This is a genomic window from Streptomyces sp. NPDC051018 (genome assembly GCF_044456085.1).
GTDB lineage: Bacteria > Actinomycetota > Actinomycetes > Streptomycetales > Streptomycetaceae > Streptomyces.
This window is the reverse complement of the sequence record NZ_JBITFN010000016.1, coordinates 180,134-200,235: the sequence shown is the minus strand read 5'-3', so window position 1 is coordinate 200,235 and position 20,102 is coordinate 180,134. Positions and strand designations below refer to the sequence as shown.

The window sequence follows — 20,102 nt, the reverse complement described above, 5'->3', positions numbered from 1 at the left end:
GGTTACATTCCGAACCCGGAAGCTAAGCCTTATAGCGCCGATGGTACTGCAGGGGGGACCCTGTGGGAGAGTAGGACACCGCCGAACAATTATTCGCCGTGGTTCCCGGACTCGTACGAGTCCGGGAACCACGGCATTTTTGCGTTATAGGGCCGGAAGGGCCGGCCGTTTCCGCGACCGCCCTGATACCTGATGGCAGGTCGCGACGAAAGGCGTTGGCTAGTTCACGCCAGGTCTTGTTCAGGTACTTGTCCGACCTGTGGAGGTCCTCTAACTTCGTGGATATCGCACATCTGTGCTATCGACCGAGGGGGACACATGGTCATGATCATGAAGCGGAAGCCGGTGGCGATCGTGTCCGCGATGGGAGTCGCGGCAGGGTTAGTCATGGCTGCGGCGGGGCCGGCCGCGGCGAGCCCCGCGTGCAACATCGCGGGGGCCATCGCCGCTGCCAACGGTTCCATCGTCGGCATACCGATGTCCGGCAGCGGGACTCACTGTCATCTGCAGCAGGGGTACGCCAGTCCCGCGGTGAAGGTTCTGCAGCAGTCGATCAGGCGGTGCTACGGGATCAATATCGCCGCCGACGGGCAGTTCGGGCCGTTGACGAGGAACGCCGTGGCCACGGTGCAGCGGCGGGAGGGCATCCCCGCTGACGGCGTCTACGGACCTCAGACCCGGGATCACATGGCGCACGCCCTCATAGCCTGGGAGGAGCAGCCGCCTGTCGGCTGTGCCCGGCTGTAGGGCCTTGAGGCTCTCCGCACGGGGCCGGAGTCTGGTTCCTAGACGGGCAGGTCCGACTGAGGCCAGCGGGCGCGGGCCTGTTCGGCGGAGCGGAGGAGGACCAGGGTGGGGAGGCCCGCCTCCTGGCCGGTCGTCAGGAGGTCGGGGAGCAGGGGGAACGGAGCGACGGCTGCGACGTCGTCGAGGATGAGCGTCATTGGTGGGTCGAGCCGACCGTCGGATGACCCTGTGGCCACGCGGCGGCCGTGCTCGACCACGTCAGATGCCAGCGCGGTCAGCAACGGCATCGCGCCGGGGTGGGCCTTGGGATCCTCAATGGGCTCGCCCACCAGATAGAGGGTTCCCCCTTCGTTGAGGAAAGATTCCAAGGTGAGGGAATCGGTTCGGTTCGGGGTGCAAGCCTCTCGGATATGGATCGAGGAAAGCGATGACAGGGCGCGGGCCACCAACTGCTGGGCGATCTCCCGGCGTTCCGGATGGGCGGTGAGGGCGGATTCCAGCAGGCCGGCGAATCCGGCGGTGGCCTTGGGATGCGTCCGGAGGATACGGACGGCTTCCTGGGCGCCGGCGCCCAGGGCCCAGCGGTGGACCTGCTTGAACGGGCGGCCATCTACGGCGGCAGCGTGCAGCCAGCAGCGCAGGAGGGTGTCGGCGGTGTCCGCCATAGCCGCGTCCAGGGCCGAACGCGGACGGACCGGGGCGAGGAGGGAGGTGGCGCGGGCCGCCGCGGTCGTGGCGTCGCTGCACCCGGCCGTGGGGGACCAGTGGAGACGGGCGGGGGTGTCGCAGAGATGACCGGGGTCGTAGACCAGGACGGGTCCCAGTTTGGCGCGGGCGTCCTTGGTCTCCGCCCACACCGTGGGGTCGGAGGTGACGACAAGTGCGGCGCCCTCGGCGTCCCGTACGGCCTGGACCGTGGTGGGGCGGCGGGTGGCCGGGTCACCGAAGAGAACGCGGGGAACCCGCGGGGAGGGCAGGGGAGTGGACGGCGCCGGGGATCCCTGTCCGGCCGAACGGCCCCCTGCCACCGGGGGTGAGGTGCCTTCGGTGCGCGGGGGCCAGGGGCCCTGTTCGGCGAAGGCGTGGGGCGCTGAGGCGTTGGGCGTTGCCGGGACCGCGGGTGCCGGCGGGGCTGGATGCTGTGGGGAGCCCGGGGCGGGTGGCGGGTCGGACGGTGTGGACGGGGGAGCTGTGAGGTCCTGGGCGTCGGGCCGGGGTGCCGTGTGGTGGTGCGCGGGGTGCTCGTGTTCGTACGGCTGGTTCTGGGGCGTGCGAGCGGTGCGGGGGCCTGCCGGGTCCTTCCCGTGGACGCGCATACGGTCTCTGCGGGCGGCGCGGACGGCCTTCCAGCGGGCCAGGGTGCCGAGGATGAAGATCGTGAGGACGATCAGAACCATCAGTTCACTGATCGCGATGCCCCAGAAGAGGCCGTAGCCCGAGAGCTCGACGGGAGGTGTGGCAGGCCAGGCGGCGGGGAGGTCCTGGGGCGAGCCGACGAGTGAACGGACCGCCTGGGGGGTGTTCTTGAAGGTGACGCCCGTCGGCCAGGAGCCCTTGGCGAGCAGGCCCGCGAGACCGGTCGCCGTCCAGACCAGGAGCAATGCGCTCAGGAAGAAGCCGAGCAGCCCCAACAGCAGGCCGTCCGGGACGCCTCCGCCGCCGGTTCTCTGCTGGTGCTGCTCGCCCATCTCATGCCACCGTCGACTCGGGGGAATCGTTGAGTTGCTGTTGCTCGATCAGGGCTGCGCGCTGCTCGGCCTCCCACTCCGCCGCCTCCAGATCTTCGGGGAGGTTCGGGCGTGAGGACTCGGTCATGGCCCGGTCGGTGAAGACGAGTGGGCGCTCGGCCTCGGTGACGAGGTGTTTGACGACCTGGACATTGCCGTTGACGTCCCAGACGGCGATCCCGGGGGTGAGGGTCGGGATGATCTCGACGGCCCAGCGTGGCAGTCCGAGCACCCGGCCGGTGGCTCGGGCCTCGTCCGCCTTCTGGGCGTAGATGGTGCGGGTGGAGGCCATCTTGAGGATGGCCGCCGCTTCCCGGGCCGCCGCGCCGTCGACGACGTCGGAGAGATGGTGGACGACGGCGACGAACGACAGGCCGAGGCGCCGGCCGAACTTGAGCAGACGCTGGAACAGCTGGGCGACGAAGGGACTGTTGATGATGTGCCATGCCTCTTCGACCAGGAAGATGCGCTTCTTGCGGTCGGGGCGGATCCAGGTGTGCTCCAGCCATACGCCGACGATCGCCATCAGGATGGGCATCGCGATCGAGTTGCGGTCGATATGGGAGAGGTCGAAGACGATCAGCGGCGCGTCGAGATCGATACCGACGGTCGTCGGGCCGTCGAACATGCCCCGCAGGTCACCGTCGACGAGCCGGTCCAGTACGAGGGCGACGTCCAGCCCCCAGGCCCGTACATCGTCTATATCGACGTTCATCGACTCGGCCGACTCAGCTTCGGGGTGGCGCAGCTGCTCGACGATGTCGGTCAGGACGGGCTGGCGGTCGGTGATGGTCTCGTTGACGTAGGCGTGGGCGACCTTGAGGGCGAAGCCGGAGCGTTCGTCGAGGCCGTGGCCCATGGCGACTTCGATGATCGTACGGAGGAGGGCGAGCTGGCCGGTGGAGGTGATGGCGGGGTCGAGCGGGTTGAGCCGGATGCCGCCGTCGAGCGCCGTCATGGGGTCCAGGCGGATGGGCGTGATGCCCAGCTCCTGTGCCACGAGGTTCCATTCACCGACGCCGTCCTCGCCCTGTGCGTCGAGGACGACGACCTGGCGGTCACGGAAACGGAGCTGGCGCAGGACATAAGTCTTCTCCAGCGCGGACTTGCCGTTGCCGGACTCGCCGAGGACGAGCCAGTGGGGGGCCGGGAGTTGCTGGCCGTACAGCTGGAAGGGGTCGTAGATATAGCCCTTGCCGCTGTAGACCTCACGGCCGATGATCACGCCGGAGTCGCCGAGGCCGGGTGCCGCGGTGGGCAGATAGACGGCCTGGGCCTGCCCGGTGGAGGTGCGGACCGGCAGGCGGGTCGTCTCCACCTTGCCGAAGAGGAAGGAGGTGAACGCCTCGGTGAGGACGGACAGCGGATCTCGCATCAGGGCCCCTAACGGCGGCTATCGGCGGATGCCGGTCGCGAACGGCAAGGTGTTCACAAAGGCCCGGTGGTGCTCGCGGTCGCACCACTCCAGCTTCAGATACGACTTGCCGGCCGAGGCCCTGATCGTTCGCTTGTCCCTGGCCAGAGCCTCGGGCGAACGCGACGACACAGTGATGTACCCGACGAGATTGACGCCTGCCGCACCGCTGGCGAGATCTTCACCCCGCTGGTCGAGCCGTCCGTGGGCCGCGATATCGCGGGGGTCGACGGTGCGGTTCATCTTGGCGGCGCGGCTGGCGTCGGCCTCGTCGTTGGTCTTCTCGGTGAGCATGCGCTCGATGGCGACCTCGGTGGGTTCGAGATCCATGGTGACCGCGACCGTACGGATCACATCGGGCGTGTGGACGAGCAGGGGGGCGAGGAAGTTGACGCCGACGGGGGTCATCGGCCACTCCTTCACCCAGGCCGTGGCGTGGCACCAGGGCGCGCGGGTGGAGGACTCCCGGGTCTTGGCCTGGAGATAGGTGGGCTCCATGGCATCGAGTTCGGCGGGCCAGGCGTTGCGCTTGGTCATGGCCTGGATGTGGTCGATGGGGTGGTCGGGGTCGTACATGGAGTGGACGAGGGAGGCGAGGCGGCCCTGGCCCAGTGGCTGGCGTACGCGGATGTCGGCCTCGGCGAGCCGGGCGCAGATGTCGGTCAGTTCCCGGGCCATGACGACGGCGAGGCCCGCGTCCTTGTCGATCCTTCTCGACTTGGTGGTCTGCCGGGCGGCGCGGGCCATGGCGTTGGCCTCGGCGGCCAGTTCGCGGGTGTAGTGCATACAGGCGACGAGGTACGCGCGGTGCTGCTCGCTGGAGGTGGAGACCATCGACTGGAGCTGGTCGTACGAGTCGCGCAGCCAGACCGGGGCCTGGGTGTCGCCGCGCTGGGCGACGTCCTTGGCATGGGCGTCGGGGTCGGCGGGGAGGGTACGGGCGAGCATCTGGATGCGGGTCACGAAGCCGTCGCCGTTGGCGACATGCTTGAGAAGGGTGCCGAAGCGGTCGACGAGGGCTTCCTGGTCCTCGCTGTCGCGCAGGCCGACGCCGGGGCCCTCGATCTCGATGGCGGCGGTGACGGTGCGGCGGTCGGCGTGCAGGAGTACGGCGATCTCGTCGGGTCCGAAGGGGGCGGCGAGCCAGCTGATGCGGCCGATGCCGGGGGGCGGGCCGATCTCGACCTCGCGTCCGTCGGCGCGAGTGCCGGCCTCGGGGGCCGCGGAGCGGTAGACGGTGCCGGCGCGGACGGTGCGCTTGAAGCTGCGGTTGATCTCGAACCACCGGTAGATGGTGCGGTGCTTGTACGGGACGTACACGGCGGCGAGGGCGAGCAGGGGGAAGCCCATCAGCAGCACGATGCGGGGAGCGAGGTAGGGGACCAGCAGTCCGCTCATCATGCCGAGGAACGCGCCGGCGATGATCAGGGCGATCTCGCCGGTCTCGCGGTTCTTGCCGACGATCGCGTTCGGCCGGGCGCGGCCGATGAGGTACGTACGGCGGGGCGCGATGGGATGGGACTGGGTGGTCAACGCCCTCAGCCTCCTGTGCTCTTGCGGTTGCTGTGCGGGGTGCTGCTTCCGGATGTGCCGCTACGGGGCGCGGGCGCGGCGGCTCCCGTGCCGCCGGTGGGGCGGCTGCTGTGGGCGGCGACGCCTCCGCCCATGGGGTTGGCGGGGCGGGGGGCGGCGGCGCCGCTGTCGCCGCCGCCCGGGTTGCCGCGGGTGCTGTGGGTCTTGATGCCCTGGGAGACGAGGGCGGCGGGGGAGCTGATGACGGCGGCCGCGGCGTTCTCGGCGCCGCCCTGGAGGCGGTTGTTGCGGGAGGCGACGATCTCGTCGCCGAAGCCGGGGACGAAGCGGTAGATCATCGCCGAGGCGAAGATGGCCAGGATGATGATCGCGAGCCCGGAGACGACGGCGGAGAAGGAGTCGGGTCCCTTGTCGGCGGAGAGGGCGCCGGCGAGGCCGAGCACGATGACGATGACCGGCTTGACCAGGATGACCGCGATCATGATGCCGGCCCAGCGGCGGACGTGGCCCCACATGTTCTTGTCGACGAGTCCGGCGTAGACGACGACGCCGAGGAGGGCGCCGACGTAGAGCAGCACCGCGCGGATGAACAGTTCCAGATAGAGCACTCCGGCGGCGAGCACGGTGACGAGTGAGACGACGATCAGCATGATCGGGCCGCCGCCGATGTCGGTGCCCTTCTTGAGGGCTTCGGAGAAGTTCCCGAAGAACATGTCCGTCTGGCCCTTGGTGCCGCCCGCGATGACCTCGGTGACACCGTCCGTGGCGGAGACGAGGCTGTAGAGGATCAGCGGGGTGAACGCGGAGGCGAGGACCGTCAGCCAGAGGAAGCCGATGGCTTCGGAGACGGCGGTCATCAGGGGGACGCCCCGGATGGCGCGCTTGGCGACCGCGAGGAGCCACAGAAGGAGCGTGAGGATGGTGGCCGCGGCGAAGACGACGGCGTACTGGGAGAGGAAGGTGGTGTTCGTGAAGTCGACGGTGGCCGTGGACTTCACGGCCTTGGAGAGGGTGTCGACGGTCCATGAGGCGGCGTCCGCGCAGCCCTTGGCGAGGGAGGAGAGCGGGTCGAGGGCGTCGGTGGGGTTGGTGGGGGTGTTGCTGGAGTTCTCGCCGGTGCAGCGGTCGAGGGCCGGTCCGCTCAGCAGTTCGCAGCCCGGCTTCGTCTTGCCCGGGCTCGGTGAGGGCGACGGGGAAGGGGTCGGGGCTGCGGTGGCCCGGGTCGCCAGCAGCACCGCCGCGGCCTGGACTCCGGCGAGGGCGGCGGTGACCGGGAGAGCACGACGGCTAGCGCGCATAGGTGAACCCTCCGAACTGTCGGACGGCATCGGCCATCTCCTGTGAGCCTGAGGCCCTCTGGTCGCGTCCGACCGGAACCGGACCGTCCTTCTGGGTGTAGGCGGTGACCTTCCAGTCCCCTCCGACCCACTTCAGGTCGAGGACGGCCGTGTGCCAGCTCTCGGTGACCGGGGTCTTCGAATCCTCGCCGGCCAGTCCGAACAAGGCCGAGTACCAGACCGAGACACTTGCGGTGCTCTCGTTGAAGCGCTCCGTCTTGGAACCGATGGGGTTGAAGCGCGACACGAACATCATTCCGTCCGGTGCCGTGCCGTCGGCCTTCAGACCGATGCCGGTGAGGAACTTCTCGTCGGAGTAGACCTTGTCGAGATCGGACCTGCGGGCCTTCGCGACCTCGGGCGCGTACACGGTGTCCACGATTCTGTTCCGGCGGGTCTTGTCGTACATGCCGTCGGATCCCAGGGCCACCGCGTAGTTCGCCGCCGCGCTCTGCGCCCCCTGCTCGTCCCTCGCGTACCCCGTCGGGATGCCGTCCGTCCTGCCCTGCACCGGCTTCACACCGGTGGCCGCCGTGGCCCGCGCCCCCGGGCCCTTGGCGGAGCCGGCGGGTTCCTCGTCGTCGCCCGCGCCGCCCCGGTTCGCGAACGCGATCGCCGCGACGAGCAGCACCACGACACCGACGACGGTGATGAGGGAGCGTGAGTTACGGACGGGGCGGCGGGCGCCGCCGTAGACGTCGGGGTCGGTGGCGCCGGGCAGACGGGTGCGCGTCTGGCCCGTACCGCCGAAGCCGTCGTCGGTACGGCCGCCGGAGTCGCCGCGGTAGCCGTGGTCGTCACCGGGGCTCATGCGTGTACTTCCCCTCGTACCCCTCGTGGGATGTCGCGCAGCACGACTCCGTGCCGTACGACGACGGTGGTCGTGCTGCTTTCCGCACGGGCGCGGTGTGATGACTCGACATCGGGGAGACGCAACCTCTGAAGGTGGGCCGGGCACGCGGGGGAGGAAGAGGGGGGAGCGGATGAGCCGGGGCGTGCGGGTGGGTCAGACGGCCATCCCGTACACGATCGTGAAGACCGTCCCCAGTGACCCGATGATGAAGACTCCGGTCAGTCCGGCGACGATCAGGCCCTTGCCCTGCTCGGCGCTGAACGTGTCGCGCAGCGCGGTCGCTCCGATGCGCTGTTTGGCCGCGCCCCAGATCGCGATGCCGAGGCACAGCAGGATGGCCACTGCCATCACGACCTCGATCATCACCCGGGCCTCGTTCCCCAGGCTCCCGAACGGCCCCCAGTTCGGGGCGATACCGCCGATGATGGTGGTGATGTCGCCCTTTTCGGCTGCCAGGATCATGTGTAACTCACCGCCCCTGTCGGGTTGTTCGCTGCCCGTGCCCCACGGCACGGGCCATCGCTCTATCTTCGCTGATGAAACCGCCCGCGTATGCCGACTTGGCGGGTCTCTTTACCCGATCTCCGCACGTATGACCGATCCTCGCCGTTCTGACCTGCGAGGAATGTGAACCGTTGGCGCTGTGAGGAGCCCGTACCGTCACTCTGTGTATCACGCTGCGTGACTCCGGGCAATGACTGTCGTTGTTCCACCTTTGGGGCGATCCTCACGTTTTGGGGACAGGGTGCCCGATTTGCGGCTGCCCGAGTCCCAGCCGACGCCGAAGCGCCCGCCTCCATCCTTCCTCCCGGCCTTCCCCGGGTCTCCCTCCCGTACGCCGAGGCGTCAGCCCTTCCTCCCTTCCTCCGGCGCGGCGCCTTGGCGGGCGTACGGCTCGGGGCGCCGGCCTGCTGTCCCGGGCTCGGGGCATCGGCCTTCCGCCCTGTGTCTGTCGCTCCGGGCCCGGCGCCGCACGGATCCTGACGGTGCGTGAATCCCCGGCGGGGGCCGGTCCGGGACGGGGAAGTGAGGTCGTACGGGCAGGACGGCGGGCCCGTACGGGCAGGGCGCAGGGGGGAGCGCATCCGGGCACGGCGACGGCGGTGCGGCGTCCCGGCGTCCGCCTCCTGAATCGGGGCCACCCCACCTACACTGGCGCGGGGCGGCGGACTCCCCCGGGGTGAAGGGCGGTTGACGGTGCGTAAGGCGTGGCTGGTCGCGGGCGTGTCCTTCGGGGCGTGTCTCGCGTTTCTCGCGCTGCTCGTCGTGGGTACGTACTCCGCCGCCGCCGGGCTCTTCGGGGGCGGGGGCGGCAAGAACGGATCCGTCGGCCTCGCCAAGGGGGCCGTGCCGGCCCGCTACCAGCCGCTCGTGCAGCAGTGGGGCAACCTCTGCCCCGCCATCAACCCCGCCCTGCTCGCCGCGCAGCTGTACCAGGAGAGCGGCTGGAACCCCCGGGCGCAGAGCCACGCGGCCGCGCAGGGCATCGCGCAGTTCATCCCCGGGACCTGGGCGGCACACGGTGTCGACGGGGACAAGGACGGGGACCGGGACGTCTGGGATCCGGCGGACGCCATTCCGTCGGCCGCTTCGTACGACTGCAAACTGGCCGGCTATGTGAAGAAGGCACCCGGCGACCCGACGAACAATATGCTCGCCGCCTACAACGCGGGGGCGTACGCGGTCATCAAGTACGGCGGAGTCCCCCCGTACAAGGAGACGCAGAACTATGTGAAGGTCATCCGCACCCTGGAGAAGAGCTTCGCACGGCCGGTCGGGCAGGTGGATCCCTCACGGCAGGCGGCGGGGGCGATCAACTTCGCCCAGCAGAAGCTCGGCACGAAGTATCTGTGGGGCGGGAACGGGACGCCCGAGCACGGCGGGCGGTTCGACTGTTCGGGGCTGACCCAGGCCGCGTACCGTACGGTGGGGATCGAGCTGCCGCGGGTGGCGAACGACCAGTACAACGCGGGGCCGCATCCCTCGCGCGAGGAACTGCTCCCCGGTGACCTCGTCTTCTTCTCGGACGACCTGACCAACTCACGGGCCATCAGACACGTCGGCATCTATGTCGGTGGCGGGTACATGATCGACGCACCGCGACCCGGTGCGGTGATCCGGTTCGGCAAGATCGACACCGCGGACTACTTCGGGGCGACCAGAGTCACCGAAGATGGCGCGAAATCGCTCCCCACGCAGCCCCCGCAGGCGTGACGGAGCGTCGGGTCTGGCCGGAACTCTCTGTTAGGCCAAGGCCCTGAGCTGCGGTGATGTGTTTCTCTTCGATAACGTCATGGTGATCGTTCGGTAGAGAATGGAACGTACACGCCGAACGAGCCGTTCCCTGGACGGAGCGGCCGCGACGATCGGGTGAGGACCCCGCGCGGCGGTGACCGGGCGCTGACCACGGGGGTGGTGGAGCGCCGCGCGCGGGTGCGCCGGCGCAGGACGACGACACGGCAATTCAAGGCAAGGGGCCGCGGCAGATGGCTGGACTCGCAACGGGGGTCTCCCCGGCGGAGTCGGAGGTGGGGTTTTCCCTGGCGGAGTCGAGAGGGGCCTCGGGGCCCGATCTCAGCCTGCTTCATGACATCAACGGCCTGGCGAAGGCCGCTCCCCCCTGGTTCGACCGGATCATGGGGTTCATCGGTGAGTACGGCATCATGCTCGGGCTTGTCGTCGTCGCGCTCTGGTGCTGGTGGAGCGTCCGCCGCCGCGCGAGCGCCGAGGAGTCCGTCGCGGGTGTCGCCGGGCTCGTCTGGGCGCCGCTCGCCGCGGGTGTCGCGCTGCTGATCAACATCCCCATCCGCGGCTTCGTGGAGAGACCTCGGCCGTTCGTGGACCACAAGAGCCTTGAGGTCCTGGTCACCGGGAAGACCGACTACTCCTTCGTCAGCGATCACTCCACGATGGCGATGGCAATCGCCGTCGCCGTCTTCCTCGCCCACCGGAAGTTCGGCTTCGCGGCGCTCGGGCTGGCGCTCGCCGAGGGTTTTCTGCGGGTCTACATGGGGGTCCACTACCCGACCGACGTGATCGGCGGATTCGCCCTCGGTACCGCGGTCACCCTGCTGCTTGCGCCTCTCGCACAGGCCCTGCTGACCCCGCTGGTCTCGGCGGTCGCCGCGTCCGGGCGTACGGGATGGCTCGTACGGTCGAAGCGGCCCGCCCCCGGTGCGGGCGCGGGCCGGACGGAGCCGCTCGGCATTCCCGAGCCGCGCTCCGACGGTACGGGGGAGAAGGATCTGGCCGCCTGAGCCGCCGGACGGGCAAGAAGTACGGTGCCGGGCGTCCCATCCTCGCGGGCGCCGGGATCCGCGCCGTCGCCCGTGGGCGCCACGGCCTTCGGGCGGGAGAGTACGGCGGGGCTCAGCGGCGGCCCCGGGTGCGGCGCTGATGACGGCGCACGATCAGGACCGTGCTCGCCCCGGCTATCACCCCGGTGGCACCGACGGCGAGCGAACTCTCGATCGGTCCGTCCGGCTTGGACGCGGTCGGGACGGGGCCGGGGGTGGCGGCGGACGCGCCCCCGCTCAGCGGGAGCGCCAGGGCCAGCGCCGTGGTCGCCGTCAGCGTGGCCATACGCCCGCCTTTTGAGACGTAGTGCCTGGTGGCGGCCGGGGATATGAGGGCCGTCGGACGGTCCGCCGGGCGGTTCGGGCCGTCGTGGTCTGTGGATCGGGTCATGGGAGGCATCCTCGGGACGGGGGGGGAAAGGGGCCTTTGATATCCAGGGCACCGGTCCGGTCCCGCTTCGGCCATCCAGACGCCTCCGTCCGGGCGACCCGGCCGCGTTGAGCGGCGTCGCGTGCTCCCGGCGGATCGGGGCGGGGCAGGTCGTACGCGTACGGAGTCCCCTGCGCCCGTACCGCACGCGGTCCGAGCCGGTTGTGCGACGGGGAGCGTTCGGTACGGAGGGGTACCGGCGGCGGAGATACGGCCGGGGCGCGGCGCGGGGGTGCCGTTCACCGGGCGCCGGGGCGGGGTGCCGGGTCCGGCGAGGGTTCCCGGAGTACCCCGTAGCCGGGTGTCGGGTGTCGGGTGCCGGCCGGTGGAGCAGGCCGCCGTCCGGGGAGAGCGCCGCAGCGGGCCCGACCCGCTCGCCGCTGTCCCGGCGCTCGGCCATCGGCCGGTGCGGTGACGGAAAGGGTGTGCCGGTGAGCCCCCGGCCTCCGGTGCGGTGCGGCGCGAGGCCGCCGTACGGGCGCGGCACGGCAAGGCGGTGTGGGAAGCCCGCGGACTCCAGGGCTCAGGGCAGGCGCGCCCGCCGGAGGCCCGGCGGGACGGCCTTCAGGGAAGGGCCGCCCCCGCGAGCGGTGCGGAGGAGTGCTGTGCGGCGTCCTGGCGGGCCCGTTCGCGGGAGCGCCGGGCCGGTCCGCGCCAGCCGCAGCCGCACAGGGCCAGGGCGAACGAGCCCCGTTCGGTGGTCGTGGTGCGGTGGGTGGGGGGAGGCGCCGGAGTGTCGTCGGGGGAGGCTTGCGGAGGCACATCTCCACGGTACTGGTGCCGCCCGTCCACGGACCCCCGGGTACGCGCCACGGGGCCCGCCGCGTGACGAGGGGCCCCGGCGGTCGTTAGGCGGGACGGGCGGAGGTCTCCGGCGGATCAGCGGTTCCGGTGTTGGGGGTTGGCAGACGATGGTGGCGCAGGGGCACGGGCGCGGAGGCGGGTTGTTCACCGTCACCGCCGTCGTACTGGGGGCGCTGGCGGTCGGCGGCTGTTCGGCGGACGCCGTGACCGGCGGGAGCCCGGGGCCGGCCGGGGGGCGGGCGGCCGCCGTCGTCCGGGCGGCGGACACCCTGATCGAGGCGGGCAGCGCCCGGGCGCGTACCTCGATCGAGACGGTCACGGGCGGTACGCGGGTCACGATCCAGGGCGAGGGCGGCTACGACTTCGGTCGCCGCATGGGCCGGCTCACCGTCGTGCTGCCCAAGGGGCCGTCGGGCGCGGTGAAGCACCGGCCGGTCACCGAGCTGATGACTCCCGGGGCGCTCTATATGAAGAACCGGGGCGCGGGGGTACCGGCCGACAAGTGGGTGCGGATCGACACGACGACCCTGGAGGACGGCAATCTCGTCACCGGGGGCGCGACCGATCCGCTCGCGGCGGCCGAGCTGCTGCGCAGCGCGCGCGAGGTGACGTACGTCGGGGAGAAACGGCTGTCCGGAGCGACGGTGCGCCACTTTCAGGGGGAGGCGGACATCGCGTACGCCGCGAGGCTCGCACGGCCGCACGCGCGGGCGTCCCTGGTGGCGGCGGCGAAAGGGTTCGCCCGGGACACGGTGCCGTTCGACGCGTATCTCGACGAGGAGGGGCGGCTGCGGAAGGTGCGGCACCGCTTCAGCCTCGGGCAGGGGGAGGCCTCGGTGGGTGTGACGTCGACGACGGTTCTGTACGACTTCGGGGCGCCGGTGATCGTACGACTGCCCGACCGGCGAGACATTTACACCGGAAGGGTCAGGGCCTAAATGGTCCGGACGTGCCATGCGCTGTCCGTGCATCACTCCCTACGCTAGGAAGTCGACACCGGAGGAAGAGGTGAAAGCACGTGGCTCCGCCCAGTACGACGTTGGTTCAGGACCACGTGGCCCTCGCCGAGATCGAATTGTGTGGCGAGTTGATCATCGCGGCGTCCGCCGCGGACGGGGAGAGGCTGAGCCCGGCCCGTATCGACGAGGTGCTGAAAGTGGCGGCTGAGCGGTCGGCGCTCGCCCAGCCGGACTGACGGAGATGCCGTAAGGGCAGGGGCGACGCCGTCGCCGCCCCTGCCCTGTCGAATGCCCGCGCCCTGGTGCCCTGCCGGTGTCCGGGAGGTCCCGGTCGCGCCCTCCCCGTATCCGGGAGTCGCGGATACGGGTACCCGTAGACACCGCGGCCACCACAGACGCCATAAACACCACAGACACCGCGGACCGGAGAACTCGGCTGTTGCCCGGGTCGGCCGGGAGCCGTCGTCCCGCGCCGGACGCGGGACGGCAGCGGTGCCGGAAGGACGGCCGGGTCAGGTACGCATCATGCGGGCGATGGCCTTGGTGGCCTCCTCCACCTTCGCCTCGATCTCATGGCCGCCCTTGAGGGCCGCGTCGGCGACACAGTGGCGCAGATGCTCCTCCAGAAGCTGGAGGGCGAAGGACTGGAGGGCCTTGGTGGACGCCGAGACCTGGGTGAGTATGTCGATGCAGTAGACGTCCTCGTCGACCATGCGCTGAAGGCCGCGGATCTGGCCCTCGATCCGGCGCAGCCGCTTGAGGTGCTCGTCCTTCTGCTTGTGGTACCCGTGAACGCCTCTGTCGTGGTCGGTGACCGGAGCGTCCGTGATCGGGGGGGTGTCGCTGACCGGGGGGCCGGCCGCCTCGGTGGTCGTCATCGGGTCCTCCCGTTGTCCTGGCGTCTGTTCTGGCGTCTGCTTTGGTGTTTGTCTGCCGGGCTGTGCCGCGCTGCCGCGGCGGGTCCGTGCCCGGTCGTTCCGTGTCCGGTGGTCCGGCGGGCGGTAAGGCGGTCCGGGGGCCGGTGGCGGCCGGTGTACCCGGTGAGGCACCCGGTGTTCAGCCACCGGGGCGCCCACCGGGTTGCATACCCCTCATGGGTATATGGTACCGAATCGCGCCCGGGGGCGCGGCGAAGGGCGGGCAAGCGGGTCGCGGATGGCTGCCGGGGCCACATGATGATCACACTGATCCATGGGCGACACTGAAGAAAGCCGACGGAAGGTACGGGCCGCTGACGCGGAACGCCGTTGGCCGTGGCCTGATGAATGCGCCTAGCATCAGTCTGTCCGAATCCAAGCACCCCGAGGACCCCACGTGCGATTTCGTCTGACCCCCAGGGAGACGAGCTTTTACGACATGTTCGCCGCGTCCGCGGACAACATCGTCACGGGCTCCAGGCTCCTGATGGAACTGCTCGGGGCCGATGCTTCTTCCCGGAGCGAGATCGCGGAGCGGATGCGGGCCGCGGAGCACGCGGGCGACGACGCCACCCATGCCATCTTCCACCAGCTGAACTCCTCCTTCATCACGCCCTTCGACCGCGAGGACATCTACAAGCTCGCCTCCTCCCTCGACGACATCATGGACTTCATGGAGGAGGCCGTCGACCTCGTCGTGCTCTACCAGATCGAGGAGCTGCCCAAGGGGGTCGAGCAGCAGATCGAGGTCCTGGCCAGGGCCGCCGAGCTGACGGCGGAGGCCATGCCGCATCTGCGCACCATGGACAATCTGACCGAGTACTGGATCGAGGTCAACCGGCTGGAGAACCAGGCGGACCAGATCCACCGCAAGCTTCTGGCCACGCTCTTCAACGGCAAGTACGACGCCATCGAGGTGCTCAAGCTCAAGCAGATCGTCGATGTGCTGGAAGAGGCCGCCGACGCCTTCGAGCATGTCGCGAACACCGTGGAGACCATCGCGGTCAAGGAGTCCTGAAGCTTGTGGACACCTTTGCTCTGATCGTGACGATCGGCGTCGCGCTCGGATTCACCTATACCAACGGCTTCCACGACTCCGCGAACGCCATCGCGACCTCCGTCTCCACCCGTGCGCTCACCCCGCGGGTGGCGCTGGTGATGGCGGCGGTGATGAACCTCGCGGGAGCCTTTCTCGGCCAGGGCGTCGCCAAGACCGTCAGTGAGGGGATCATCGAGACGCCCCACGGCAGCCAGGGGATGGGCATCCTCTTCGCCGCGCTGGTGGGCGCGATCGTCTGGAACCTCATCACGTGGTACTTCGGACTGCCGTCCTCGTCCTCCCACGCGCTGTTCGGCGGCATGGTGGGTGCCGCGCTCGCCGGAGGTACGGAGGTCATCTGGTCGGGGGTCCTGGAGAAGATCGTCATCCCGATGTTCGTCTCGCCGGTCGTCGGGCTGATCGCGGGCTATCTGGTGATGGTCGCGATCATGTGGATCTTCCGCCGGTTGAACCCCAGCAAGGCGAAGCGGGGGTTCCGTATAGCCCAGACCGTCTCCGCCGCGGCGATGGCGCTCGGCCACGGTCTCCAGGACGCGCAGAAGACGATGGGCATCGTGGTGATGGCCCTCGTCATCGCCGATGTCGAGCAGCAGGGCGACGCGATCCCGGCCTGGGTCAAGATCTCCTGTGCGGTGATGCTCTCGCTCGGCACCTACGCCGGCGGCTGGCGCATCATGCGGACCCTCGGCCGCAAGATCATCGAACTGGATCCGCCCCAGGGCTTCGCCGCCGAGACCACCGGCGCGTCGATCATGTTCGGCTCCGCCTTCCTCTTCCACGCGCCCATCTCCACCACCCATGTGATCACCTCGGCGATCATGGGCGCCGGTGCGACGAAGCGGGTCAAAGCGGTCCGCTGGGGCGTCGCGAAGAACATCGTCCTCGGCTGGTTCATCACCATGCCGGCGGCCGCGGCGGTGGCGGCCATGAGCTACGGAGTCGTTTACCTGGTCTTCGGCTGACGGTTCCCGGTCGATGGTTCCCGGTCGATGGTCCCCGGCCGACGGTCCCCGGGTGCGTACGGCGGGTTCCGGCGGCGGGCAGGGCCGCGGACTCAGGGGCCCGTATCGGGGGTGGTGGCGCCCGGGGCAGCCGGCGCCGTGGCCGGGAACGACCGGTGGGGAAGGGGACGGTCCGGCGGTCCGGGGTCGTCGGGGTCCGGCGAAGGGGCGAACGGCCCCGCGCGATTGGCCATCAGCAGCATCAGCGCGACCAGTGCCAGCACGGCGGCGACGATCAGGGCGCGGCCCAGGGGGTTGCGGGAGTTGTAGACGTAACGGTTGGTGCCCCATCTGCTCCGCCGGAAGACCGGCTCGTCGTCGTCCACGGGCCGGATTGTACGGGGGCGGGCACGGCGCTGACATGGGCACGGTCACACAGAGACGGGGAGGGCGCGCCCGGGAGCGGGGTGAGCGGGGAGCCCCGGGACGTGCCGGAACACGCGAGTGGGCCCGCCCCCGGGAGGGGCGGGCCCTTCGCCTCGCGGTGGCACCGCCATGCAGCACCGCAGGACGCCTTGGGGCCGCGTCGACGCCTTGGGTCCGCGTCAGCGGCAACGCGGCGGTGCGGTGCGGTGCGCGGAGTGCGGGCGGCCGGGGGATCAGCCGAAGCGGCCCGAGATGTAGTCCTCGGTCGCCTGGACCGAGGGGTTGGCGAAGATGCGTTCCGTTTCGTCGATCTCGATCAGCTTGCCGGGCTGGCCGACCGCCGCCAGATTGAAGAAGGCGGTGCGGTCGGAGACCCGCGCGGCCTGCTGCATGTTGTGGGTGACGATGACGATCGTGAAGCGCTCCTTCAGCTCCCCTATCAGATCCTCGATCGCGAGCGTGGAGATCGGGTCGAGGGCCGAGCACGGCTCGTCCATCAGCAGGACGTCCGGCTCCACCGCGATCGCGCGGGCGATGCACAGACGCTGCTGCTGGCCGCCGGAGAGACCCGAGCCGGGCTTGTTGAGGCGGTCCTTCACCTCGTTCCAGAGGTTCGCGCCCCTCAGCGACTTCTCGACGACGTCCGCGAGCTGGTTCTTCCTGTACGAGCCGTTCAGCCGCAGCCCCGCCGCGACATTGTCGTAGATCGACATCGTCGGGAACGGGTTCGGGCGCTGGAAGACCATGCCGACCGTGCGGCGCACGGCGACGGGGTCGACGTTGGAGGCGTACAGATTCTCGTCGTCCAGGAGCACCTTGCCCTCCACGCGGCCACCGGGGGTGACCTCGTGCATCCGGTTCAGGGTGCGCAGAAACGTGGACTTGCCGCAGCCGGAGGGGCCGATGAAGGCCGTCACCGAGCGGGGCTCCACCGTCATCGAGATGTCCTCGATCGCCTTGTGGGAGCCGTAGAAGGCCGTCAGTCCGCTGACATCGATTCGCTTGGCCATGAGTTCAGTTCACTTCCCGGGTGCCGCGCGTCAGCGGCTGGTCTTCGGGGCCTTCCAGCGGGCGATGCCGCGGGCGACCAGGTTGAGGATCATGACGAAGGCGATCAGGACCAGGGCGGCGGCCCAGGCGCGGTCGTACGACGCCTCGCTGCCGACCCGGTACTGCTCCCAGATGTAGAAGGGGAGCGAGGACTGGGCGCCTTCGAACGGGTTGGTGTTGATCAGCTGGCTGCCGAAGACCAGCAGCATGATCGGCGCGGTCTCGCCCGCGATACGCGCGATCGCGAGCATCACACCGGTGGTGATGCCGCCGAGCGCGGTCGGGATGACCACCTTGAGGATCGTGCGCCACTTCGGTACGCCCAGGGCGAGGGACGCCTCGCGGAGCTCGTTCGGGACGAGCTTGAGCATCTCCTCGGTGGAGCGGACCACGACGGGGATCATCAGGATCGCCAGCGCCAGCGCGCCCATCAGACCGGACGGGCTCAGCTCGAACATCAGCATGATGGAGAGCACGAAGAGGCCCGCGACGATCGACGGGATACCGGTCATGACGTCGACGAAGAAGGTCACGGCCTTGGCGAGCACGCCCTTGCCGTACTCGACGAGATAGACCGCGGTCAGCAGACCGATCGGCACCGAGACCAGGGTGGCGAGACCGACCTGCTCCAGCGTGCCGATGATGGCGTGGTAGACCCCGCCCCCGGGCTGGAAGCCGGGAACTCCGGCCATGGAGTGGGTCAGGAAGTAGCCGTCGAGGACCTTCACACCCCGGCTGACGGTCACCCAGATCAGGGAGAACAGCGGGACGACGGCGAGGATGAAGCAGACCCAGACGATGCTGGTGGCCAGCCGGTCCCTGGCCTGCCGCTGGTTCTCGACGACCGATGTCACGGCGTACGAGACGGCCATGAAGAACAGGGCCGAGAGCAGGCCCCACTGGGTCTTGCTGTGCCAGCCGGCGACCGCGCCGAGGCCACAGCCCAGCACGATGCCGACGGCGGCGAATCCGGCCGGTGCCCAGCGGGGCAGGGAACGGCTGGTGAGGCCGTCGCGCCTGCCGGTTGTGGCCGGGTTCGGCCGGTCCTGTACTGCTGCTGTCCGGGTCATGCGTTGGCCCCCGAGTACTCCTTGCGGCGGGCGATGATCAGCCGGGCCGCGCCGTTGACCAGCAGGGTGAGGATGAACAGCACGAGTCCGGAGGCGATCAGGGCGTCGCGCCCCAGCTCATTGGCCTCGTCGAACTTCGCGGCGATGTTCTGGGCGAAGGTGCCTCCGCCCGGGTTGAGCAGATGGGCCGAGATGACGAAGCTCGGCGAGAGGACCGTGGCGACGGCCATCGTCTCGCCGAGCGCGCGCCCGAGGCCCAGCATCGAGGCGGAGATGACACCGGAGCGGCCGAAGGGGAGGACCGACATCCGGATGACCTCCCAGCGGGTCGCGCCGAGCGCGAGGGCCGCTTCTTCATTCGTACGGGGGACCTGGAGGAAGACCTCACGGCTGACGCTGGTCACGATCGGCAGGATCATGATCGCGAGCAGGATGCCCACGGTGAACAGCGAGCGGGCGACACCGATCTCGGTCTTCTCGAAGATGTAGGTCCAGCCGAAGAAGTCGTCCAGCCAGAGGTTGAGGCCCTCCAGATACGGGACGAGGAAGAGCGCGCCCCAGATGCCGTAGATGATCGACGGCACGGCGGCCAGCAGATCGACGACGTACGCGATGGGGGCGGCGAGCTTGCGCGGCGCGTAGTGCGAGATGAACAGCGCGATGCCGACCGCGACCGGGACCGCGATGACCATCGCGATGACCGAGCTGACGACCGTGCCGAAGAGGAGTACGGCGATCCCGAACACGGGCGGGTCGCCCGCGGGGTTCCAGTCGAAGGTGGTGAGGAAGTTGCCCTCGTCCTTCGAGATCGCGATCGCGGCGCGATAGGTGAGGAACACGGCGATCGACGCCATGATCACCAGGAGCAGAATGCCGGAGCCGCGGGACAGACCGAGGAAGATCTTGTCGCCCGCGCGGCCGGTGGAGCTTCCGTTCCTGGTGACGGGCGGAGCGGCCGGTCCCGGGGGAGGGGAGTCCAGAGGTTCTATGGGTGTGGTGGAAGGCATGTCTTTCCGGTCTGTGTGGGGGAGCGGTGGCTCCCCTGGCGGCGGTGCACCGGATGGGGTGGGTGGCGAAGGTCGGGGCCGGGGCCGGCTGGGGGGCCGGTGGCCCGTGGTCCGCCGTTGTCGTCTGTTGTTCTGTTGTTTGTTGTTCTGTTGGGTTGCGGTTCTGCTAACCGGGTTCGCGGTCCTGCTGCTGTGGTGCGGTCGGTGTGCTGGCGACCGCTGTACGGCTGGTTCGACCGCTGTACGGCCCGTCGGTACGGCCCCGGCCGGTACGTCTGGCTGCCGTATCAGCCGGGGCCGCCGGCCGCGGTGGGCGCGGTGGTGTGGCCGGGCGGCTGGTGGGCGTCCTCACCGGTGTGGGCCGGTGCGGGCCGGTCGGGTGGTGCGGTGGGGGGCGGGGTGGTGGGGGGGGGGCCGGTGGGGGGGGGCGCCCCCCCCCCCGGGGCCCCCGGGGGGCCCCCCCCCCCCCCCGGAACCCCGCACCGAGCCGTTGAAAAGACCCGGCAACGGGCGTAAACCGCCGCCCGGAGG

At 69.9% G+C, this 20,102-nt stretch carries 20 protein-coding genes and 1 rRNA gene; 8 read left to right on the top strand and 13 right to left on the bottom strand.

Annotated elements, in window-relative coordinates:
• Both rrf and ACIBCM_RS25875 read left to right on the top strand, forming a co-directional pair.
• A 5S ribosomal RNA gene (gene rrf, locus ACIBCM_RS25880) occupies window positions 1–87 on the top strand; the annotation flags it as partial.
• A 243-nt stretch (window positions 88–330) separates the two neighbouring features.
• Window positions 331–747, top strand: a complete 417-nt coding sequence (locus ACIBCM_RS25875) for a peptidoglycan-binding domain-containing protein (protein ID WP_399247088.1) — start codon at window positions 331–333, stop codon at window positions 745–747.
• Window positions 748–785: 38 nt separating this feature from the next.
• Here the strand turns inward: ACIBCM_RS25875 and ACIBCM_RS25870 are convergent, their stop codons facing one another.
• The 6 genes from ACIBCM_RS25870 to ACIBCM_RS25845 all read right to left on the bottom strand — a co-directional run bounded on the left by ACIBCM_RS25870 (window position 786) and on the right by ACIBCM_RS25845 (window position 8,073).
• Window positions 786–2,435 (bottom strand): type IV secretory system conjugative DNA transfer family protein, encoded by a 1,650-nt coding sequence (locus tag ACIBCM_RS25870; protein WP_399247086.1) that lies wholly within the window; start codon window positions 2,433–2,435, stop codon window positions 786–788.
• Between the two features lies 1 nt (window position 2,436).
• The gene (locus tag ACIBCM_RS25865; protein WP_399247084.1) at window positions 2,437–3,849 is read right to left on the bottom strand and encodes an ATP-binding protein; all 1,413 of its coding nucleotides are present in this window, start codon (window positions 3,847–3,849) and stop codon (window positions 2,437–2,439) included.
• Between the two features lie 18 nt (window positions 3,850–3,867).
• Window positions 3,868–5,421, bottom strand: coding sequence for an SCO6880 family protein (locus ACIBCM_RS25860; protein ID WP_399247082.1), 1,554 nt, complete (start codon window positions 5,419–5,421; stop codon window positions 3,868–3,870).
• A 5-nt stretch (window positions 5,422–5,426) separates the two neighbouring features.
• Window positions 5,427–6,719, bottom strand: a complete 1,293-nt coding sequence (locus ACIBCM_RS25855; protein ID WP_399247080.1) for a hypothetical protein — start codon at window positions 6,717–6,719, stop codon at window positions 5,427–5,429.
• Window positions 6,709–7,569 (bottom strand): hypothetical protein, encoded by an 861-nt coding sequence (locus ACIBCM_RS25850; protein ID WP_399247078.1) that lies wholly within the window; start codon window positions 7,567–7,569, stop codon window positions 6,709–6,711. Before ACIBCM_RS25850 ends, ACIBCM_RS25855 begins: the two co-directional genes overlap by 11 nt.
• Window positions 7,570–7,764: 195 nt before the next feature.
• Window positions 7,765–8,073: a hypothetical protein gene (locus tag ACIBCM_RS25845; RefSeq protein ID WP_399247076.1), complete on the bottom strand. Its 309-nt coding sequence runs from the start codon at window positions 8,071–8,073 to the stop codon at window positions 7,765–7,767.
• 735 nt (window positions 8,074–8,808) lie between these two features.
• Here ACIBCM_RS25845 and ACIBCM_RS25840 point away from each other — a divergent pair.
• Together ACIBCM_RS25840 and ACIBCM_RS25835 are read left to right on the top strand one after the other, a co-directional pair.
• Window positions 8,809–9,825 (top strand): NlpC/P60 family protein, encoded by a 1,017-nt coding sequence (locus ACIBCM_RS25840; protein ID WP_399247106.1) that lies wholly within the window; start codon window positions 8,809–8,811, stop codon window positions 9,823–9,825.
• Between the two features lie 272 nt (window positions 9,826–10,097).
• Window positions 10,098–10,868: a phosphatase PAP2 family protein gene (locus ACIBCM_RS25835; protein WP_399247074.1), complete on the top strand. Its 771-nt coding sequence runs from the start codon at window positions 10,098–10,100 to the stop codon at window positions 10,866–10,868.
• 112 nt (window positions 10,869–10,980) lie between these two features.
• Here ACIBCM_RS25835 and ACIBCM_RS25830 read toward each other — a convergent pair whose 3' ends face one another.
• A complete protein-coding gene (locus ACIBCM_RS25830) occupies window positions 10,981–11,298 on the bottom strand; it encodes a hypothetical protein (RefSeq protein ID WP_399247072.1) in 318 nt (105 codons plus the stop codon).
• 603 nt (window positions 11,299–11,901) lie between these two features.
• Window positions 11,902–12,099 carry a hypothetical protein gene (locus tag ACIBCM_RS25825; RefSeq protein WP_399247070.1) on the bottom strand — a complete coding sequence of 66 codons (198 nt, stop codon included), beginning with the start codon at window positions 12,097–12,099 and terminating at the stop codon, window positions 11,902–11,904.
• A 149-nt stretch (window positions 12,100–12,248) separates the two neighbouring features.
• On the opposite strand from ACIBCM_RS25825, the gene ACIBCM_RS25820 reads away from it, so the two are divergent.
• Both ACIBCM_RS25820 and ACIBCM_RS25815 read left to right on the top strand, forming a co-directional pair.
• Window positions 12,249–13,079, top strand: coding sequence for a hypothetical protein (locus tag ACIBCM_RS25820; protein ID WP_399247068.1), 831 nt, complete (start codon window positions 12,249–12,251; stop codon window positions 13,077–13,079).
• An 80-nt stretch (window positions 13,080–13,159) separates the two neighbouring features.
• On the top strand, window positions 13,160–13,336 hold the full coding sequence (locus ACIBCM_RS25815) for a hypothetical protein (protein WP_399247066.1): 177 nt from the start codon (window positions 13,160–13,162) through the stop codon (window positions 13,334–13,336).
• Window positions 13,337–13,612: 276 nt separating this feature from the next.
• On the opposite strand, the gene ACIBCM_RS25810 is transcribed toward ACIBCM_RS25815, so the two are convergent.
• On the bottom strand, window positions 13,613–13,978 hold the full coding sequence (locus tag ACIBCM_RS25810) for a metal-sensitive transcriptional regulator (protein ID WP_399247064.1): 366 nt from the start codon (window positions 13,976–13,978) through the stop codon (window positions 13,613–13,615).
• A gap of 436 nt (window positions 13,979–14,414) precedes the next feature.
• On the opposite strand from ACIBCM_RS25810, the gene ACIBCM_RS25805 reads away from it, so the two are divergent.
• Entirely contained in the window at window positions 14,415–15,035 is a 621-nt protein-coding gene (locus tag ACIBCM_RS25805; protein ID WP_399247062.1) for a DUF47 domain-containing protein, read from the top strand.
• A gap of 5 nt (window positions 15,036–15,040) precedes the next feature.
• Entirely contained in the window at window positions 15,041–16,039 is a 999-nt protein-coding gene (locus tag ACIBCM_RS25800) for an anion permease (protein WP_399247060.1), read from the top strand.
• A 92-nt stretch (window positions 16,040–16,131) separates the two neighbouring features.
• Here ACIBCM_RS25800 and ACIBCM_RS25795 read toward each other — a convergent pair whose 3' ends face one another.
• From ACIBCM_RS25795 to pstC, 4 genes are all read right to left on the bottom strand, one after another.
• Window positions 16,132–16,404 (bottom strand): hypothetical protein, encoded by a 273-nt coding sequence (locus tag ACIBCM_RS25795; protein WP_399247058.1) that lies wholly within the window; start codon window positions 16,402–16,404, stop codon window positions 16,132–16,134.
• Between the two features lie 273 nt (window positions 16,405–16,677).
• Window positions 16,678–17,454 (bottom strand): phosphate ABC transporter ATP-binding protein PstB, encoded by a 777-nt coding sequence (pstB, locus tag ACIBCM_RS25790; protein ID WP_399247056.1) that lies wholly within the window; start codon window positions 17,452–17,454, stop codon window positions 16,678–16,680.
• A gap of 30 nt (window positions 17,455–17,484) precedes the next feature.
• On the bottom strand, window positions 17,485–18,564 hold the full coding sequence (gene pstA / locus ACIBCM_RS25785) for a phosphate ABC transporter permease PstA (protein ID WP_399247054.1): 1,080 nt from the start codon (window positions 18,562–18,564) through the stop codon (window positions 17,485–17,487).
• Complete coding sequence (gene pstC, locus ACIBCM_RS25780; RefSeq protein WP_399247052.1) at window positions 18,561–19,571, bottom strand: phosphate ABC transporter permease subunit PstC; 1,011 nt, start codon at window positions 19,569–19,571, stop codon at window positions 18,561–18,563. The genes pstA and pstC overlap by 4 nt, the downstream gene beginning before the upstream one ends.
• Window positions 19,572–20,102 lie beyond the last annotated feature (531 nt).

Bases quoted from the DNA above. Each gene is read 5' to 3' on its own strand.
- ACIBCM_RS25875 (WP_399247088.1), top strand. From the start codon at position 331: ATGAAGCGGAAGCCGGTGGCGATCGTGTCCGCGATGGGAGTCGCGGCA.
- ACIBCM_RS25870 (WP_399247086.1), bottom strand. From the start codon at position 2,435: ATGGGCGAGCAGCACCAGCAGAGAACCGGCGGCGGAGGCGTCCCGGAC.
- ACIBCM_RS25865 (WP_399247084.1), bottom strand. From the start codon at position 3,849: ATGCGAGATCCGCTGTCCGTCCTCACCGAGGCGTTCACCTCCTTCCTC.
- ACIBCM_RS25855 (WP_399247080.1), bottom strand. From the start codon at position 6,719: ATGCGCGCTAGCCGTCGTGCTCTCCCGGTCACCGCCGCCCTCGCCGGA.
- ACIBCM_RS25850 (WP_399247078.1), bottom strand. From the start codon at position 7,569: ATGAGCCCCGGTGACGACCACGGCTACCGCGGCGACTCCGGCGGCCGT.
- ACIBCM_RS25845 (WP_399247076.1), bottom strand. From the start codon at position 8,073: ATGATCCTGGCAGCCGAAAAGGGCGACATCACCACCATCATCGGCGGT.
- ACIBCM_RS25835 (WP_399247074.1), top strand. From the start codon at position 10,098: ATGGCTGGACTCGCAACGGGGGTCTCCCCGGCGGAGTCGGAGGTGGGG.
- ACIBCM_RS25830 (WP_399247072.1), bottom strand. From the start codon at position 11,298: ATGACCCGATCCACAGACCACGACGGCCCGAACCGCCCGGCGGACCGT.
- ACIBCM_RS25820 (WP_399247068.1), top strand. From the start codon at position 12,249: ATGGTGGCGCAGGGGCACGGGCGCGGAGGCGGGTTGTTCACCGTCACC.
- ACIBCM_RS25810 (WP_399247064.1), bottom strand. From the start codon at position 13,978: ATGACGACCACCGAGGCGGCCGGCCCCCCGGTCAGCGACACCCCCCCG.
- pstB (WP_399247056.1), bottom strand. From the start codon at position 17,454: ATGGCCAAGCGAATCGATGTCAGCGGACTGACGGCCTTCTACGGCTCC.
- pstA (WP_399247054.1), bottom strand. From the start codon at position 18,564: ATGACCCGGACAGCAGCAGTACAGGACCGGCCGAACCCGGCCACAACC.
- pstC (WP_399247052.1), bottom strand. From the start codon at position 19,571: ATGCCTTCCACCACACCCATAGAACCTCTGGACTCCCCTCCCCCGGGA.